Source organism: Mucilaginibacter sp. AK015 (genome assembly GCF_014200785.1).
In the GTDB taxonomy this organism is placed as follows: Bacteria; Bacteroidota; Bacteroidia; order Sphingobacteriales; family Sphingobacteriaceae; genus Mucilaginibacter.
Genome location: NZ_JACHCV010000001.1, coordinates 1099900 through 1117013, shown reverse-complemented (window position 1 = coordinate 1117013; position 17114 = coordinate 1099900). Strand labels below are relative to the sequence as shown.

The 17114-nt window shown below is 44.3% G+C and carries 16 protein-coding genes; 10 read left to right on the top strand and 6 right to left on the bottom strand.

What is annotated here, in order from left to right; translation table 11 throughout:
• Window positions 1-68 precede the first annotated feature (68 nt).
• On the top strand, window positions 69-752 hold the full coding sequence (gene tsaB, locus HDC91_RS04865) for a tRNA (adenosine(37)-N6)-threonylcarbamoyltransferase complex dimerization subunit type 1 TsaB (RefSeq protein ID WP_183548928.1): 684 nt from the start codon (window positions 69-71) through the stop codon (window positions 750-752).
• On the opposite strand, the gene HDC91_RS04860 is transcribed toward tsaB, so the two are convergent.
• Window positions 753-2243 (bottom strand): DUF5723 family protein, encoded by a 1491-nt coding sequence (locus HDC91_RS04860; RefSeq protein WP_183548926.1) that lies wholly within the window; start codon window positions 2241-2243, stop codon window positions 753-755.
• Between the two features lie 53 nt (window positions 2244-2296).
• A complete protein-coding gene (locus tag HDC91_RS04855) occupies window positions 2297-3895 on the bottom strand; it encodes a hypothetical protein (protein WP_183548924.1) in 1599 nt (532 codons plus the stop codon).
• A gap of 99 nt (window positions 3896-3994) precedes the next feature.
• Between HDC91_RS04855 and HDC91_RS04850 the strand changes: the two genes are divergently transcribed.
• From HDC91_RS04850 to HDC91_RS04815, 8 genes are all read left to right on the top strand, one after another.
• A complete protein-coding gene (locus HDC91_RS04850; RefSeq protein WP_183548922.1) occupies window positions 3995-4381 on the top strand; it encodes a DUF423 domain-containing protein in 387 nt (128 codons plus the stop codon).
• 4 nt (window positions 4382-4385) lie between these two features.
• Entirely contained in the window at window positions 4386-6875 is a 2490-nt protein-coding gene (priA, locus tag HDC91_RS04845) for a primosomal protein N' (RefSeq protein ID WP_183548920.1), read from the top strand.
• 615 nt (window positions 6876-7490) lie between these two features.
• Entirely contained in the window at window positions 7491-8843 is a 1353-nt protein-coding gene (locus HDC91_RS04840) for a hypothetical protein (protein ID WP_183548918.1), read from the top strand.
• 19 nt (window positions 8844-8862) lie between these two features.
• Window positions 8863-9381 (top strand): hypothetical protein, encoded by a 519-nt coding sequence (locus HDC91_RS04835; protein WP_221262106.1) that lies wholly within the window; start codon window positions 8863-8865, stop codon window positions 9379-9381.
• An 11-nt stretch (window positions 9382-9392) separates the two neighbouring features.
• Window positions 9393-9875 carry a hypothetical protein gene (locus HDC91_RS04830; RefSeq protein ID WP_183548914.1) on the top strand — a complete coding sequence of 161 codons (483 nt, stop codon included), beginning with the start codon at window positions 9393-9395 and terminating at the stop codon, window positions 9873-9875.
• A gap of 16 nt (window positions 9876-9891) precedes the next feature.
• Entirely contained in the window at window positions 9892-10851 is a 960-nt protein-coding gene (locus HDC91_RS04825; protein ID WP_183548912.1) for a DUF6175 family protein, read from the top strand.
• 12 nt (window positions 10852-10863) lie between these two features.
• On the top strand, window positions 10864-11814 hold the full coding sequence (locus HDC91_RS04820) for a hypothetical protein (protein ID WP_183548910.1): 951 nt from the start codon (window positions 10864-10866) through the stop codon (window positions 11812-11814).
• A gap of 111 nt (window positions 11815-11925) precedes the next feature.
• Complete coding sequence (locus HDC91_RS04815; RefSeq protein WP_183548908.1) at window positions 11926-12582, top strand: protein-L-isoaspartate(D-aspartate) O-methyltransferase; 657 nt, start codon at window positions 11926-11928, stop codon at window positions 12580-12582.
• 78 nt (window positions 12583-12660) lie between these two features.
• Here HDC91_RS04815 and smpB read toward each other — a convergent pair whose 3' ends face one another.
• From smpB to HDC91_RS04800, 3 genes are read right to left on the bottom strand one after another with little or no spacing between them, the layout of a single operon-like run.
• Window positions 12661-13110: an SsrA-binding protein SmpB gene (gene smpB, locus HDC91_RS04810; RefSeq protein WP_183548906.1), complete on the bottom strand. Its 450-nt coding sequence runs from the start codon at window positions 13108-13110 to the stop codon at window positions 12661-12663.
• Between the two features lie 18 nt (window positions 13111-13128).
• Entirely contained in the window at window positions 13129-15024 is a 1896-nt protein-coding gene (locus tag HDC91_RS04805; protein ID WP_183548904.1) for an Nramp family divalent metal transporter, read from the bottom strand.
• Complete coding sequence (locus HDC91_RS04800) at window positions 15021-15671, bottom strand: metal-dependent transcriptional regulator (protein WP_183548901.1); 651 nt, start codon at window positions 15669-15671, stop codon at window positions 15021-15023. Before HDC91_RS04800 ends, HDC91_RS04805 begins: the two co-directional genes overlap by 4 nt.
• Window positions 15672-15800: 129 nt before the next feature.
• Here HDC91_RS04800 and HDC91_RS04795 point away from each other — a divergent pair, with 129 nt between their 5' ends.
• The gene (locus HDC91_RS04795; protein WP_162431940.1) at window positions 15801-16271 is read left to right on the top strand and encodes an Lrp/AsnC family transcriptional regulator; all 471 of its coding nucleotides are present in this window, start codon (window positions 15801-15803) and stop codon (window positions 16269-16271) included.
• Window positions 16272-16393: 122 nt separating this feature from the next.
• On the opposite strand, the gene ung is transcribed toward HDC91_RS04795, so the two are convergent.
• On the bottom strand, window positions 16394-17074 hold the full coding sequence (ung, locus tag HDC91_RS04790; RefSeq protein ID WP_183548899.1) for a uracil-DNA glycosylase: 681 nt from the start codon (window positions 17072-17074) through the stop codon (window positions 16394-16396).
• Between the last annotated feature and the right edge of the window lie 40 nt (window positions 17075-17114).

Below are 17114 nucleotides of genomic sequence, written 5' to 3'. Positions count from 1 at the left end.
TCAAAAGTCATATATTTGAACTTTTAAACCATAACTTAAGACTTAAGACTTAGAACTTACGACTTAGAATGATACTACAAATAGAGACAGCAACCACATCATGTTCGGTGGCTTTAGCGCAAAACGGCCAGGTATTGGCTTTTAAAGAGATAAACGCCCGTAATATGCATGCACAGGTTATTACTGTTTATATTGATGAGCTGATGGCGCAAACAGGCGGCACCTATGCATCGCTTGATGCCATTGCAGTGAGTTGCGGGCCCGGATCGTACACGGGGCTGCGCATTGGTGTATCAACCGCAAAAGGGCTGTGCTATGCGCTGGATAAACCCCTGATAGCTGTTGAAACTTTAGCTGCTATGGCAGGCGGGGCAACTGCCGAAAACGCCATTGATAGCAACACCTTACTTTGCCCTATGATAGATGCCCGCCGTATGGAGGTTTATACTGCCCTGTTTACTGCCACCGGCGAAATGATAAAACCAACAGCGGCCGAGATCATAGATGCGAATAGTTTTAGCGATATACTTGCTGCCCGCCAGGTACTATTTTTTGGGGATGGGGCAGATAAATGTATAGATACCCTGGGCCATAATCCCAATGCCCGTTTCCTGCAAAACTTTGTAAACTCGGCAACCCACCTTACCGGCCTTGCGTTAGAAAAGTTCACCCGTGGCGAGTTTGAAGATGTTGCGTACTTTGAACCGTATTACCTTAAAGATTTTATTGCCGGCAAAAAGGCCGGGGCATAATTAATCCTTATGGAACACGCTGTTCCACATGCGCTTCAGAAAACCCGGCCTGTCGCCAAGGGGCACATGGCTTGCATTTAATGGGTGTTCAATCATATCGCCAAATTTTATCGAAAAGCCCAAATAGAAATCGGCGCCCGTGAACCCGGCGTTTTTATTGATCTGCGAATTGCTTTTGCGTGCAGCCCGCAGCAAACTTACCGACTGCATTACCCTATCGCTGCCAATATAAAACTCAATATTCGGCGATTTTACCATAAACTGCAGCCCTGCGCTAAATATGCCGTAATTATTGTACGATGTGGTCAGGGTGCCCACAAGGTTATTGTATTGCACCGGGTTAACCAGCGCGGCTGTATAACCATCATAAAAAATCTCTTTTTGTAATACAGCGGTTGGCGAGTATTTAAAACGTTTTTCATAATCCAGCCAAAACGATCTGTTGGCGCTTAGTTCTATTTTTCCGTTAGTGGGGCTGGTAAACGCCTTTTCAACGTCGGCCGAGTGTACAATATCGTAAACGCTGCCATACAAATTATCCTCGCGGCGATTACTGCTAATGGCCGGTGCAGTGCGGGTAGTGTTAAACTCACCCACATTAGATTGTGCGCTCCAGTGTATAAAACCTACATCTTTTACATTAAACTGGATGTTGTAATTATCGCGTGTTTTAAAAATAGTACCAATACTTATTGAAGCCCCCGGGTTTTTAAAAGATGGGATAAGATCGTGCTTACTAAAACCGCCCGGTAAATAATTGTTGCGGTTGCGCCCCTGCAAGGTGATGATGGCGGCATCATTGGCCCTGTCAAACGTAATATGCGACCTGTCTATTTGTAATTGCTGATATTGTATACCAAGCAGTGCGCTTAACTTTACACCAAAAGCAAAACTTTTGCTTATTTTTTCGCGATAACTGGCGCTTATCTGGTGATAACTTTGATAGGTATAATTACTGTTAAATATGTTCGAATAATCGTCCCTCTCGAAATTTTGGCTGCCGGCAAGTAACAACAGTGTTTCGTCGGTAACCAGCCCACGGCCTTCACCACGGGTTTGGGTAGCAAAGCCTATTTCCTGGTTTCCGTCTAAACTGCTGAAAACCTTAAACATTATAGAGTATATGTTCGCGTTTGCGTTGGCCCTGTTAAATCGACCTTCTTCTATAGTTAAGCCGGTGTTGATGTATCTTCCGTCGAAAACCCGGTTTTTTAGCGGCACCTGTGCGTTGCCTGTAAGATATAAATTGCTGTTAAAATTTGGGATAAAGAGGTTGAAAGCTATTTTATTGCTTGTATCGGGGATAAAGGCGGCCTGGGCCGGGTTCTCGAACGAATCGTATAGCGTGCCTGTATTGTACTGAGAAAATTGCTGGCCAAAAGTTTCAACAGAGATGAATAGAAAACAAATTACCAGTAAAAAATTCTTCATACACGTTCCCGATGCCTGTTGCTTTATGGATGCCGGGGCAGCCTTGTAAAAACTTTTCAAATATTTTAAGCTTTAACGTATTTGTTGTATTTAGGTTGTGTGATCAGGTGTTTTTAATCGCTTTTTTTATTAACAACAGTATCCGGCTGATTTTGTAGTAAGCAAAAATTTGTATAAAAATTCTTGTCGGTTGCGGCAAACTGATACGATGCGGCGTAAAAATTCTTCCAGGATAACGGGTTGTTTTTATAGGCAGAATAATAATCGTCTGTTAACCCGTTCTTTAATATTTGCTGCGCGTTTTTGAAGTTCATAAAAAAGGCGACATTACTCCGCTCGGCCTGCAGATTGTCAAATTTTACATACTGCTGGGTTTTGTTCAAAAACTTACGGTTAAAATAAGTGTCGTTGTAACTATCCAGCTCTTTTATGCTGTTGGCCAATATCAGGTAATTATCGATAACCCTGAAATATGGTTTTTTAAAAGCGCTGAATACATCACCCAATAAAAAGTAAGGTACTTTCGAATAATTGAACTGCCCGCCATCATCAGTTATCATCCGGCTGATGTTGTTTACAAAGGGCTTGAGTTTTGAGCCGTTCTTTACCGATATAATGGCTATTCTTTCCTGGTAGCGGGTGGTTACAACGGCAAACTCGTTACCAAGCAAATTGGCAAACTCGCGTTGCAGGCTCAGGCCTGTTTCTGTTTTAATTTTAGTGAACAAAGCATCCTTTTCAGCATGCAGGCCGGCGTTGGTATAAAACTCAGACAGATCGGCGGAGAATTTAACAGGATCGGATACCGCCAGGTTTACGGCATAAGCCGTTGTAGCCGGGTAAAGGTCTTTTAACTGGTTGGTTACCGGTTGTTGTTTAGCAAAAATGTTTAAGTAAGTGCCGGGCTTATTGGTTTGTATATTGCTATAACCGCTAAACATAATGGCATCATTTTTAAAATTAAGGTTTAGCGCCGCTAACGCGGGCAGCAGCCTGAAGGGTTTAAAAATATCGGTATTGCTGTTTTTAAACAATTGCGAAAAAAGCGGCCCCAACCGTTGGTAATTGATATACAAATTGGCCAGCGAGTTTGAATTTTGCTGATCGGGCAGCAGCATAAACGCTTGTTTGTCGCGGTCGGCTTTGTAGTTGGCGTACAGGGTTATCAGCTCTTTTGAAAAGCTGCCCGAAAATATATTAGCATCAATGTTGATGATATAAAACCGTTTTTTTAACGAGTTAAAATAAATATTATAGCCCCGCTTTTCGCCGATTTTTAAAGGGGTTATCAGCATGCCCGCTTTTTGCTTTGCAGCCAGATTATCAAAACGGGCAATGTCAAAATCCTTAGCCGCCGATGTGGTGAGCAGCAGGTCTGGCTGGTTGGTAGTTAAAGGGTGTACCGATATAAAAACATTGCGTCCGTTGAACGATGTGCCAAGCTCGGTGCTCCCGAACAAGACCTTACGCACGGTATCAAGCTCGCTTATTTTTTGACCGCCTATGAGGTTTTTGAGCAGATCATTGCCATTATAAATATCATAAAAACTTTTTTCGTTGGTAAATTCAAATACAACCGCCGCGTTATCCGGAATGGTGCGTATAATGTTACCGGCGTGCATACCAGAGGTATTTAAGTTTTTAAAATACTTAAAGGTTATAAATGCCGTTGCGGCAAGTAAAAATAGAGTAATAACTATTAATCGTTTCATTACGTATTTACGTGTGCAATTTATGAGTAATTATTGATTGAACGATTGAAAATCGCTCACCTTTCACCTCATTTGGTTAACTTAGCCTTTTATATCTGCATGAACAAACAAATCATCATTACAGCATCGCTGCTTGGCGCCCTGGCCGTTATTGCGGGTGCTTTTGGCGCGCACGCGTTAAAGGCCTCGTTATCTCCGTACCAGCTCGAAGTTTGGCATACAGCTGTGCAATACCAGTTTTACCATGTATTTGCCCTGCTGTTCCTGTCAACCTTTACACGTTTTAAAAACAAGGTTATTGTAAGCGCGTATTACCTTTTTACCTTTGGCATCATATTGTTCTCAGGCTCGCTTTACCTGTTGGCCTGCCGCAATGTTTTAGGAATGCCTGGTTTATCGGCATTAGGCCCCGTAACACCAATAGGTGGTTTGCTATTTATTATAGGATGGGCGTTTTTAGCTTTCGCTGCTTTCAGAAACAAATAAACCAATGTTAGAATTTGCCGATGGCTTGCAGCCTACACGTAAAACACTTTTTGTTGAAGTGATTTTGCCCTTAGCTATAAGCCGTAATTATACTTACCGCGTGCCTTTTGAACTTAACAGCGCCATAGCTGCAGGTAAAAGGGTGGTGGTGCAGTTTGGCAAAAGCAAACTTTATACAGCCATAGTATTAAATATAACTGAGCTTGCGCCCCAAAAGTACGAGGCCAAATACATTATTGATATTTTAGATGAACAGCCGGTAGTTACCCCCCGGCAACTGCAGTTTTGGCATTGGCTTGCCGATTATTATATGTGCAACACAGGCGAGGTAATGAACGCCGCGCTTCCATCGGCGCTGAAACTAGCCAGCGAAACCAGGATCATACTGAATAAAGACTTTGAATACGACAAGTCGGCACTAAATGATAAAGAATTCCTGATAGCCGAAGCGCTGGATATACAGCCCGACCTTACCATAAGCGATATTGCGAAGCTGTTAGGGCAAAAAACGGTGATGCCTATCCTTAAATCGCTGTTCGAAAAAAACATCATCAATATATCCGAAGAAGTAAACGAACGTTATAAACCCCGCAAACGCACCTATATAACACTTAACCCGGCCTATCACAATCAGGACAACCTGCGCGAGCTGTTTGTCATTCTTGAAAAACGTGCCCCTAAACAGGCTGATGCCGTGCTGGCGTTCATCAAATTATCGCGTGGGCAAAAAGCGGTGTCGAAAAGTGAACTGATAGAGGAAAGTGGTAGCGGCGACGCGAGCATCAGATCGCTGATAGAAAAAGAGGTTTTTTTTGCTGAGGATAAAACCATTAGCCGGCTTGGCTACCATGAAGATGAGGACCAGTTAAGCAATTTTGTATTAAGCCCGGCACAGCAAACGGCACTCGAAGAAACAAAAGAGCAGTTTTTGCAAAAAGATGTGGTGCTGCTGCATGGTGTTACCTCATCGGGCAAAACGCAGATATATATAAAGCTGATAGAAGATATGATAGCAACCGGCAGGCAAGTGCTTTACCTGCTGCCCGAGATCGCTTTAACTACGCATATCATAGAGCGGCTACGGATATATTTTGGCGGTGCCATTGGCGTTTATCATTCGCGGTTCAACGATAATGAACGGGTAGAGGTTTGGCAAAAAGTGCTGAATAACGAATATAAAGTTGTGCTTGGCGCCCGTTCATCGGTGTTTTTGCCCTTTAGCGATCTGGGGCTGATAATTGTTGATGAAGAGCACGAAACATCGTATAAACAGTTTGACCCGGCACCGCGCTACAACGCCCGCGATGCGGCCATTTACCTGGCCAACATGTATAAAGGCAAGGTGTTATTGGGTTCGGCGACGCCATCATTCGAAACGTATTTTAACGCTCGGGGGCATAAGTACGGTTTAGTTGAATTAACCGAGCGCTACGGTGGCGTGCAGTTGCCCTTAATAGAGGTGGTAAGCATATCCGAAGAAACCAAACGCAAAACCATGCAATCGCATTTTAGCAGTGTGCTGATGCAGGATATACAGCTTGCGCTTGATCATAAAGAGCAGGTGATCCTGTTTCAGAACCGCCGCGGCTACGCGCCCGTGCTGATGTGTAAAGTTTGCGCCTACACCCCAAAGTGCATCAATTGCGATGTGAGCCTAACATACCATAAACATACCCACAAGCTGCATTGCCATTACTGCGGTTACAAAGAAGATAACCCAACCGTTTGCCCTGCCTGCGGATCAACCAATTTAGAGTATAAGGGGTTTGGCACAGAGAAAGTAGAAGACGAGCTGTCTGTACTGATGCCGGATGTTCGGCTGGCACGTATGGATCTTGATACCACACGGTCGCGTAACTCACTGCAAAATATCCTGAACAATCTGGAAGAAAAAAAGATAGATATACTGGTGGGCACCCAGATGGTTGCCAAAGGACTGGATTTTGCAGATGTAACGGTTATTGGTATCATTAATGCCGACAGCTTGCTGAAGTACCCCGATTACCGGGCCAACGAACGAAGCTACCAGATGCTGGCGCAGGTTAGCGGCAGGGCTGGGCGCCGCGGGAAACAGGGCAAGGTGGTTATTCAAACCTACGACCCTAATCACCGGGTGATAAAACAAGTGATCGAAAATAATTACAGCGACCTGTATTTTACCGAGATGGAGGAACGCAAAAGTTTTAAATATCCTCCTTATTTCCGCATCATTAGCCTGGATATCAAACACAAAAATGCCGAGATATTGTACAACCAGGCCGAGTACCTGGCCGGTGAATTGCGCAGCCATTTTGGCGACCGCGTTATTGGCCCCGAGGCACCGCTTATCAATCGTATCCGCAATTATTACATTAAATCTATTATGCTCAAGTTCGAGCGTGATACCATTTCCATTGTTAAGGCAAAAGCCATTATCAGGGATGTTATTACAAATTTCCAAACCACCAAACTAAGCAAAGGCAGTATAATACAGCCTGATGTAGACCCTTACTAAATTTTCTTCCGAATCTTTCAATTTCCTTCAATTTCTTTCAATTTCTTTCAATTTTTTCCGATAAAAACCGGTTAAGTATCATTAATTATTAGTGATACTTATGAAATATATTATTCATAAAATCATGTCGGGTAATTAAAGGTTTATAAATTGTTTTATATGGCAAGTCTATTTTCTTGAAGGCCTGTTTACATACCCAGTATTGGGTATTTTTGCTTGTTAACGCCAAATCCTATTGTCGTTGATGGGTAATACGTATATATTTATCCAAGCTTAAATCCTTAATTATGAAACTATTGATACAAAACATCACCCTCATGTCATCGTTCCCCAAAGGTGTCTCATTGCTGCCCGATCAAAATTGCAAGGCAAATAACAGATCATTGTTAAAGTGATATTGTCGGCATTATCAAATAGGGTTGGGTAAAATATCATACCGGCGGTATAACAAATATTGTTTGCATAATAATATTATGCGTGGGTGAAAACACCCTAAATATATGTGATTATAACTCGGCCTGCCAACACATATTGAACCTACTTTTAATCCTGAAAATCCACCCTGTTAACCGGGTAATTTTAAAGCTAAAATGATACTTAAACACTTACACCATCATGAAACAAACTAACAAATTAACTATTGTACTAAACTTGTTTTTAGGGCTGAGCTTTGGTGCGAATGCGCAGGCGCCTGCCGATAAACAAGCAGAGCTGAAATACCGTCGCAGCTCGTTACACCTTATCCTGCTGGAATCAGAAGACTTTCCGCGCAAGGAAGTAGTAATGAAGGCCTATCACGAGGCCCCGTTCCCGGATAAATATAATAACCATGCAATTGACGTAAATAGTGTGGACCCAACCCCATATGCGCTTACAGACGCTGAGAAAATTACAGCCGGCACCAAAAAAACCGGCATGGCTGCTTTTGGGGCTAACATGTTAGCGGGCGCAACTGCGGGTATTGTTGATAAAGACGCGGCTGACATGCCGGTTATAACCGATAAGATCATTAAAGACAAAAAGATAGCCAACAAGTTAGTTGCCAAGTGGTTTAACCGCCAGGCCGATGGCTCTTTTGACATGAAGCTTGTTGGCGAGCGCGGATCGTATGACGCTACCGAAATGCAGGCAAACATTGCCAAGGGCAGCGCAAGGGGCACAGCCTCCTTATCAGACGCAGGTGAAGAGTTAATAGGCAACACCTTTGTTGTATTAACACGCCTTAAATTTATAAGTAACGAACCTATTGCCGCTGCCATACGCGAGGTAGCCAAACTAAAAGCTAATAATTTACCTGCCATGTTCCAGCCGGCTGCATATAAGCTGCTGGATGTGGCCTATAACAAGGCTAAAGAAGGCTACTCGGTCTGGACCACATCTTACCTGTACCGCCTGAAGTGGAACGACTCGATCGCAGCCGTTTTTTACAATGATATGTGGATGGAAAAAGGAAAGATTGATGCGAAGAAGAAAGCGGCTTTTGATAACAGCAACCTTTTTCAGATGGAGTATATCGGCAGCGAAAAGTCAAGCAGCCTGGTTACTTTTTCGCTAAAGCAAACCCGTACCGAAGATCAGATCGTTGAGCTGGCAACCGTGCGTAACGTTGAGCATGTTTTTGCCAAGCTGCAAAAAGCATACGAAGTGTTTAAACCCAAAACCCCTATATACTCCGGCGAACCCGTTACCGCTAAAATTGGTATGAAGGAGGGGCTTGAGGGCGGTGAAAAATTTGAGGTGCTTGAACAAACTGTAGACCCTAAGACCGGCCTTACCACTTATGTAAAACGAGGGACTGTTACAGTAGATAAGAAAAAGATATGGGATAACAGGTTTAACGCTGGCGAAGAAGTTTCGGAAAAGGACGAAAAAGACAAAAAGGATAAAAACCAGCCCGAACTTGACAGGACATACTTTAAAGGCGGTGGTAAATTTTATGCCGGTATGCTTTTAAGACAGATAAAATAAAACCAAATTAAACATGACAATGAAGAAATATACCATAATATGGATGCTGCTGCTGCTGTTAACCGGCTTTTCGTCGGCGGTTAACGCTCAAACAAATAAAAAGGCAAATGCCGATACCGAGGCATGGCGCTACGAACTGGAAGTAGCAGGCACTGGCGTACAGGGCACTTATCTTTTAAAAGTATGGTCGTATTCAAAAAAACCGAACGTGGCTATTGAGCAAGCTAAAAAGAACGCTGTGCACGGTATCATATTCAAAGGTTTTGCAGGCGACCAGGGTATACTGGGCAAACCGCCGCTTACCACCAACTCCAACCTGGAGCAGGAGAAAGATGAATGGTTTAAAGAGTTTTTTGCCGATGGGGGTAAATACCAAAAGTTTGTTTCGCTGGCAAGCGATGGTGCCGTAGCTGCCGAAGACCGGATGAAAGTTGGTAAGCAATACAAAATTGGTGTGCTGGTTTCTGTTAACGTAGCCCTGCTGCGCAAGGACCTGGAAGATGCAGGTATTATTAAATCATTAAGCGCAGGGTTTTAAAGTTTACTATTATGAAGAAAAATTTACTGTACTTAAGCCTGGCCGGGCTGTTGGCGTTTACCGGCTGCGCCGAGCAAAAGCAGCTAAACAGCAGTTATACCTATAAAACACAATGCCTGGGTGTTGAGTTTGATGGGTCGCAGAACGTGATATCGTTTTCAGATAAGCGTAACAAAGAGGATGCTATGGAGGATGCCAAAAGGGCCGCTATACGCGACATACTGTTTAGCGGATTAACGGAAGGTAAACCCGAATGCGAGGTAAAACCTGTGGTGACCGAAGCAAACGCCTACGCTAACCACGAAGCATATTTTACACGGTTTTTTGCCAATGATTACCGCCCGTTTGCAACCTTTAAAGAAGAACGCGCAGGTCAAAAGGCAAAAAACCAGAAAGTGAAGAACGTGGCGCAGAGCACCGGTTACGTATTTAGTATAAACAGGCAGGGGCTAAAGCAAAAGATGATCTCTGACGGCATAATTCCTAATCAATAATTTTCAACACTAATAAATGAAACAACAGATAATGAATATTGCCCTTGTAGCATTATTGCTGCTGGGTGTGGTAACTTCCGGATTTTCGCAGGCCAAAAAACCCACGCTGATGGTTGTGCCAAGTGACGTGTGGTGTAATACAAATGGATATATGCAGGTTTACGATGACCAGGGCACCAAAGTTAAGATCCCCGATTATAAAAGAGCGTTCCAGGAAAACAGCGACCTGCTGGCGGTGATCAGCAAAATAAACGGTATGATGGCCGAACGCGGTTTCACGGTAAAAAACATGGAGTCGGTTGTTAAAACGCTGGAGTCGGAACGTGCCGAAGACGCCGTGCTTACCTCAAAGAGCGGCGCCGGCGTATCCGAAAGCCCCATGGATAAATTAAAGAAAGTAGCCAAGGCCGATATCATCATTCAATTAACGTGGGATGTGCTCAGAACAGGCCCAAAAAAATCGGTACGTTTTACCCTGCAGGGGCTTGATGCTTATACCGATAAAGAGGTGGCTACCGCCGGCGGTACGGGTAACCCGTCGTTTTCGGCAGAAACAGCCGTGTTATTAGAAGAAGCTGTTGCTGATAAGATAGACAACTTTAACGCGGGCCTTCAAAGGCATTTTGACGATATGTTTGCCAATGGCCGCGAAATTATCATCCGTATCAAAAAATTCGATTCGTGGAAGAACGACCTGGAAACCGAGTACGGCGGTAAAGAATTGAATGTGATCATTGAAGATTGGGTGCGTGCCAATTCTGTGAAGGGTAGGTTTAGCAACAGCGATGCTACCGAAAACATGATGTTGTTTGAACAGGTGCGCATTCCGTTATACGATGCAAACGGTAACGCCATCGATGCGCGCGGGTTTACACGCGGCCTGCAAAAAATGCTTGCCGCCGCCCCATATTCTATTGTAAATAAATTAACGGCCAAGGGCCTTGGCCAGGCTGTAATAGTACTTGGTGAAAAATAATTAAGATATAACATGAAAAAACTGATCATAAGCTGCCTGTCGCTCCTGATGTTTGCAGGCGCCTACGCGCAGAAAGCCCCTGCTCGCTCAAACGACCGGGGTAGGGTTACCCTTGCGGCTTACATACCCGACCAAGTAGACGAACTGCCCGATGCGGCCCGCAATATGCTGGCCAATAAGCTAAACCAGATCATCAGCCAGAATGGTTTTGGCGGCGAGGAAGGCGAACGTTTTATCATAACCGCCAACGTGGTGGTAGTAACAAAGAACATGCTGTCGACAGCGCCGCCAATGACAGCGCTTACGCTTGATGTTAACTTGTACATTGGCGACGGCTACGAGGGCACCAAGTTTGCCAGCACATCAGTGCCTGTAAAAGGCGTCGGCGAAAACCTGGCAAAGGCCTATATCAATGCGTTTAAAAATATTAACCTTAACGACCCTAACCTGCAGGCATTTGTAGATAAAGGCAAGGCCAAAATTATAAGTTACTATAATACCCATTGCGATGTGATCATTAAACAGGCGCAAACGCTGGCAAGTACCGGCCGTGGCGACGAGGCCATTTACAACCTTACATCGGTACCAAAAGCTTGTGTTAACTGCTATGGCCGCGCTATGGCGGCTGTACCGGCTATCTACAAAAAACAGATAGAAAAGGATTGCTCAACCAAACTTAACCAGGCCAAAAACCTTTGGGCGGCCAACCAGGACGTGAACGGTGCCAACGCCGCAAGCGAGGTGCTGTCGCAGATAGACCCGCAGGCAAGCTGCTATAAGGACGTAAAGGTTTTTGTTGCGCAGATGGCAAAACGCGTTAAAGAAATTGATAACCGCGAATGGAACTTCAAGCTGCAGGAACAAAAGAATGATGTGAGCATTATAAACGCCGCGCGCGATGTGGCCGTGGCCTACGCCGCGCAACCCCGAACTACCGTATACAACGTGCACGGCTGGTGGTAAAATATTGCGGCAGCTATGTTAAAAATATTAGTAGTTAACAACCAAAGCCTTATTGTAAAGCCATGACAGAAGCCGGCAATTTGCCGGCTTTTTGTATAACTTTGTTGTGTAATGGCGTACAAGTTTATTGATAATTACCGCGAGCAGGGCGCACGTAAAAGGCTGGTTGAACTATTAAGAAAGAAGGGTATCGAGGATGAAAAAGTATTAGCTGCCATTGGTAAAGTGCCCCGGCATTACTTTTTCGACGAAACGTTCTGGAACCAGGCCTATAAGGACATCGCTTTCCCGATAGGGGCCGGGCAAACTATTTCCCAGCCTTATACGGTTGCTTATCAAACCGAGTTATTACACATCCAAAAGGGCGATAAGGTATTGGAGATAGGTACGGGCTGCGGCTATCAAACCTGCATACTGATGGAACTGGGCGCAAAGGTGTTTACCATTGAGCGGCAGGAAAAACTATACGAGCGAACCATACAGGTATTACCTTATATGGGTTATAAACCCAAATTCTTTTTAGGGGATGGATCTATTGGCATAGCATCCGATGCACCGTATGATAAGATCATTGTTACTGCAGGTGCCCCAACCGTACCCGAGGTGTTATTGAAACAATTAAAAATAGGGGGTATTATTGTTATCCCGGTAGGCGACGAGCAATCCCAGAAAATGGTAACCGTTTTGAAAACCGCCGAAAATGATTACGAACGCCACGTGCTGGACACCTTCAGGTTTGTGCCGCTGGTAGGTGATAGGGCTTGGTGACTCAGTTCGCAGTTGTTAGTTGGCAGTATGCTATTACTGGCATTGTGAAATGTGCAAACTGCATGCGGCCCACTGCAACTACCGCTTCATCGCCCTGTCCATCTCGATCTTTGTGTCGCGCTCTTTTAGGGTTTCGCGTTTGTCGAAGGTTTTTTTACCCTGGGCAAGGCCTATCTCCAGTTTGGCAAAACCCCTGTCGCTGATAAAAAGTGCGAGGGGTACAATGGTAAGGCCCTTTTCCTCGCCGCGGGTATGCAGTTTTTTAAGTTCTTTTTTGTGGAGTAGAAGCACCCGGTCGCGCTTGGCTTCGTGGTTGTAGAACGAACCCATCGAATATTCGGATATGTGCAGGTTACGCACGTACAATTGATTATCAATAAAGGTGCAGAAAGCATCGTTTAAATTGGCTTTACCCTCGCGTATCGATTTGATTTCGGTGCCCAGTAGCTTTATACCGGCGGTGTATTTATCCAGTATATGATACTCAAAGTACGCCTTTTTATTCTTGATATATATGTTCTGCTCCATTACGCTGCAAATATGCAATTATTTTTTTCTTTGCGGTTTAACAACCAGCACGGGGATGTTTACCTTATGCCTCACCGCGTCAACCGTTGTGCCAAAAATAAGGTCTTTTAAAACTTTATGCCCATGCGACCCCATCACCAGGAAGTCTGTTTTGGTATCCTTAACAATTTGGGCTATTGAGGCAGCCGGACTGCCAAACCCGATATTAGCTTCGGCTTTATAGCCAAGCTTAATTAATACAGCCACATATTTATCCAGGTTGTCGGCATCGCTTTGGGTCTCGTTATCCATTACCTGCTTGCCATAATAGCGCGCGCCGGCGGTTTCAACAACGTGAATAAGGGTGTAATGGGCCTTTTTGCCACCCTGCATCAATGCATGCCGGATACAATCCTGGTCGTTGCGAGAAAAATCGATAGTAATACCTATCTGTTTATAGCTTACGGCGTCAAGGTTATCCAATGCCGCCGCGATACCATGCGGTACATAAATTGGCTGATCGGCATGTTTATATAGCAACGGCCGAAGAAATACATATAATAGCAGTAGTCCTATAGCCACTGCAACAGGGGTTATAACATAGTTAACCAGAGTAGCCGAGCCCGGGCTCGCGGCAGCCCACGTTTCTATTTCCTGTATCACCAACCTTACATTTAGCCCTACTATCAGGGTAGCAAAAGTCCAGGCCAATACTTTAAGCGGAAGGCTGGTTGCGAACTTACCCATGCGTTTTTTGTCGGATGTGAAATGTATCAGCGGGATAATGGCAAAACCCAGCTGAAGGCTCAGTACCACCTGGCTTAAAATCAGTAATTTACCTAAGCCTTCGTCGCCGGCATGTAAAACGGTAAAAAAGGCCGGTACAATAGCCAGCAGCCTCGTTAACAAACGCCGTAGCCAAGGCGCAATACGCAGGTTCAGGTGCCCTTCCATAATGATCTGGCCGGCAAGTGTACCGGTAACCGTCGAGCTTTGCCCGGCAGCTATCAGTGCTATGGCAAACAGCGCCGGGGCAAGCTTCCCGAAAATGCTGGTGAGCAGTTTATGCGCGTCCTGTATTTCGGCAACCTCGTGGTAACCGCGGCCAAAAAACGCGCTGGCAGCCAGGATCAATATTGCCGCATTTACAAAGAAGGCCAGGTTAAGTGCAATGGTGGTATCCCAAAAATTATAACGTATTGCATTTTTTACGCCTGCTTCGCTGCGGTCTATCTTGCGCGTTTGCACCAGCGACGAGTGCAGGTACAGGTTATGAGGCATTACCGTAGCGCCAATAATGCCTATAGCGATGTAAAGTGCCTGGTTATTCAACGTGGTGGGGATAAATCCCCTGGCAATATCTACCACATCGGGCTTTACAATAAACATTTGAGCCAAAAATGCTATACCTACCACAAATATCAGCGATATGATAAAGCCTTCCAGTTTTCGCATGCCCTTATTTAACAGGAAAAGTAGCAACAAGGTGTCAAGCAAGGTTATGGATACGCCCCAGATCAACGGCAGGCCAAACAGCAGGTTTAAGCCGATGGCCATACCAATGATCTCGGCCAGGTCGCAAGCGATGATAGCTATCTGGGCCAATATGTAAAGGCAAAAATTAATAAAGCGCGGATAGGTATGTTTTGATGCCTGTGCAAGATCCAGCCCCCTGACGATACCCAGCCTAACCGCCAGGTTTTGTAAAAGCAGCGCAATCATGTTTGACAACAGCAAAACCCAGATTAATTTATATCCAAACTGGCTGCCCGCGGCCAGGTCGGTTGCCCAATTACCCGGGTCCATGTAACCAACGCTTACCAGGTAGGCAGGGCCTAAAAACGAGAGTAGTTTGCGCCAGCCGGTCTTGTTTTCGGTTGTTACGGTATTATGAACATTCCCTAACGAATGGTTATCGTGTGTTGTTGTTGTCATAAAGCTATCAGCAGGTTGTTTGCCACATCGCGGCTAATTTGTATTTCCTTGTTATCTATATCCAGTATCACGGCGTTATCGTACTTTATTATTTCTTTTACGGTAACCTTTTTGCCGATGGTAAGCCCTTGTTTCTCCAGATATTGTAAAAATGCCGAAGAATGCTCCCTAACGCCCGATATTGTGCCACTGGCATTAACATCAATTGCAGAAATGGGTTTCAGATCGTTCTTTTTAAAGTTGCCGTTACTATCGGGTATGGGGTCGCCATGCGGGTCGCGGGTGGGGAAGCCCATAAAGGCATCGAGGCGGTCAATTAACTCGTTCGAGGAAATGTGTTCCATTTCTTCGGCCATTTCATGCACCTCATCCCATTTGAAGTTTAGCTTTTCAACCAAAAAGTATTCCCATAGCCGGTGCCGCCGGATGATGTTTACCGCAACCTTTTCGCCGGTTTTGGTTAACGTAACCCCCTGGTACCGGGTGTAATTGATCAGTAGCTTTTCGGCAAGCTTCCTCAGCATATCGGTTACCGACGATGCTTTAGTAGCCAGCTCGGCCGCTATTTGATTAGTGCTTACACTTTCGGCTATCATTGATAGCTTATAAATAGCTTTCAGGTAGTTTTCTTCTGCTAAAGTATACATTTATACAAATCTAATAATTTTTTTAGTTGTGTCTAAAAATACAAATTAAAATCAAATAAGTTTTGCATAAATAGTTTTAAAAAAAATTATATTTTGTGAGATGCATAATGCTTTATATTTGCACGTACCATGGCTCAAGAATTAGATAAAATAGACCTTCAGATACTAAAAATTTTACAGGAGAACGGCCGCATAACAAACTTGCAGCTTTCAAATGAAATAGGCTTATCGCCCGCGCCCACTTTAGAAAGGGTGCGTAAACTGGAAAACGCCGCGTTTATAAAAAGCTATCATGCCCTGGTAGATGAAGAAAAACTTGGGCTGGGTATTAAAACCTTTATACAGATATCCCTGGATTTTCATCAAAAAAATACTATTCAAACTTTTTTAGATGAAATACAAACCATTAAAGAAATAACAGAGTGTCATCATGTTACTGGCCAGTGCGACTTTTTACTGAAGGTGTATGTACGGGACATTAAATCGTACGAACAACTGATCATGGAAAAGATAAGCCGTATTACAGTGGTTAAAACTTTCCAAACCATGATGATCATGAGCACCAGCAAAAAAGAACCGATAGTGCCGCTTGAATATTAGTTTTGAATGTGCAGATATGCAGATTTTAGATGTGCAGGTGAACTCAAAACTCGCCTGCACATTTTTAGTTTTATAGCTCTTAACCCCGCATCCGCATATTTGCACATTTGAAATCAGCACATCTACAATTGCCAATCAATCGGCTTTTTGCCCTGTTTTACCAGGAAATCATTTGTTTTTGAGAATGGTTTTGAACCAAAGAACCCGCCGTGACTAACCGCTAATGGCGATGGGTGCGTGGATTTAATGATCAGGTGGTTGTTGTTAGGGTTGATGAGTGCGGTTTTTGATTGCGCATAAGCTCCCCAAAGTATAAATACTATACCTTTCTTCTCATCGGATAAGGTTTTGATGGCTGCGTCGGTAAACTTTTCCCAACCCTTTTTTTGGTGCGAGCCGGCCGTTGCAGCCCTCACGGTTAATGTGGCATTTAGTAACAAAACGCCTTGCTCGGCCCATTTGGTGAGGTCGCCGGTTTGGGGGATATGGAAACCCGGAATATCGGTTGATAGCTCCTTATATATATTTTTTAACGACGGCGGCACGGCCACTCCCTGTTGTACCGAAAACGACAAGCCGTGTGCCTGGTGCGGGCCGTGATAGGGATCCTGGCCCAATATCACAACCTTAACATCGTCAAAAGGTGTAATGTTAAAGGCGTTAAAAATGTCGGCATTTTTGGGGTAAATAATGTGGCCGTTCTCTTTCTCAGTTTTAAGGAAAGCTTTAAGGGCATGCATGTACGGCTTTTCAAACTCAGCGCTTAAATGTTCCTTCCACGAAGGGTGTAATTCTCCTGCCATAAATATTAATACTGGTGTTTTATTTAGCTTACAAATAACG

Coding starts and splice junctions, on each gene's coding strand:
- tsaB (WP_183548928.1), top strand. CDS start 69: ATGATACTACAAATAGAGACAGCAACCACATCATGTTCGGTGGCTTTA.
- HDC91_RS04855 (WP_183548924.1), bottom strand. CDS start 3,895: ATGAAACGATTAATAGTTATTACTCTATTTTTACTTGCCGCAACGGCA.
- HDC91_RS04850 (WP_183548922.1), top strand. CDS start 3,995: ATGAACAAACAAATCATCATTACAGCATCGCTGCTTGGCGCCCTGGCC.
- priA (WP_183548920.1), top strand. CDS start 4,386: ATGTTAGAATTTGCCGATGGCTTGCAGCCTACACGTAAAACACTTTTT.
- HDC91_RS04840 (WP_183548918.1), top strand. CDS start 7,491: ATGAAACAAACTAACAAATTAACTATTGTACTAAACTTGTTTTTAGGG.
- HDC91_RS04835 (WP_221262106.1), top strand. CDS start 8,863: ATGAAGAAATATACCATAATATGGATGCTGCTGCTGCTGTTAACCGGC.
- HDC91_RS04830 (WP_183548914.1), top strand. CDS start 9,393: ATGAAGAAAAATTTACTGTACTTAAGCCTGGCCGGGCTGTTGGCGTTT.
- HDC91_RS04825 (WP_183548912.1), top strand. CDS start 9,892: ATGAAACAACAGATAATGAATATTGCCCTTGTAGCATTATTGCTGCTG.
- HDC91_RS04820 (WP_183548910.1), top strand. CDS start 10,864: ATGAAAAAACTGATCATAAGCTGCCTGTCGCTCCTGATGTTTGCAGGC.
- HDC91_RS04815 (WP_183548908.1), top strand. CDS start 11,926: ATGGCGTACAAGTTTATTGATAATTACCGCGAGCAGGGCGCACGTAAA.
- smpB (WP_183548906.1), bottom strand. CDS start 13,110: ATGGAGCAGAACATATATATCAAGAATAAAAAGGCGTACTTTGAGTAT.
- HDC91_RS04805 (WP_183548904.1), bottom strand. CDS start 15,024: ATGACAACAACAACACACGATAACCATTCGTTAGGGAATGTTCATAAT.
- HDC91_RS04800 (WP_183548901.1), bottom strand. CDS start 15,671: ATGTATACTTTAGCAGAAGAAAACTACCTGAAAGCTATTTATAAGCTA.
- HDC91_RS04795 (WP_162431940.1), top strand. CDS start 15,801: ATGGCTCAAGAATTAGATAAAATAGACCTTCAGATACTAAAAATTTTA.
- ung (WP_183548899.1), bottom strand. CDS start 17,074: ATGGCAGGAGAATTACACCCTTCGTGGAAGGAACATTTAAGCGCTGAG.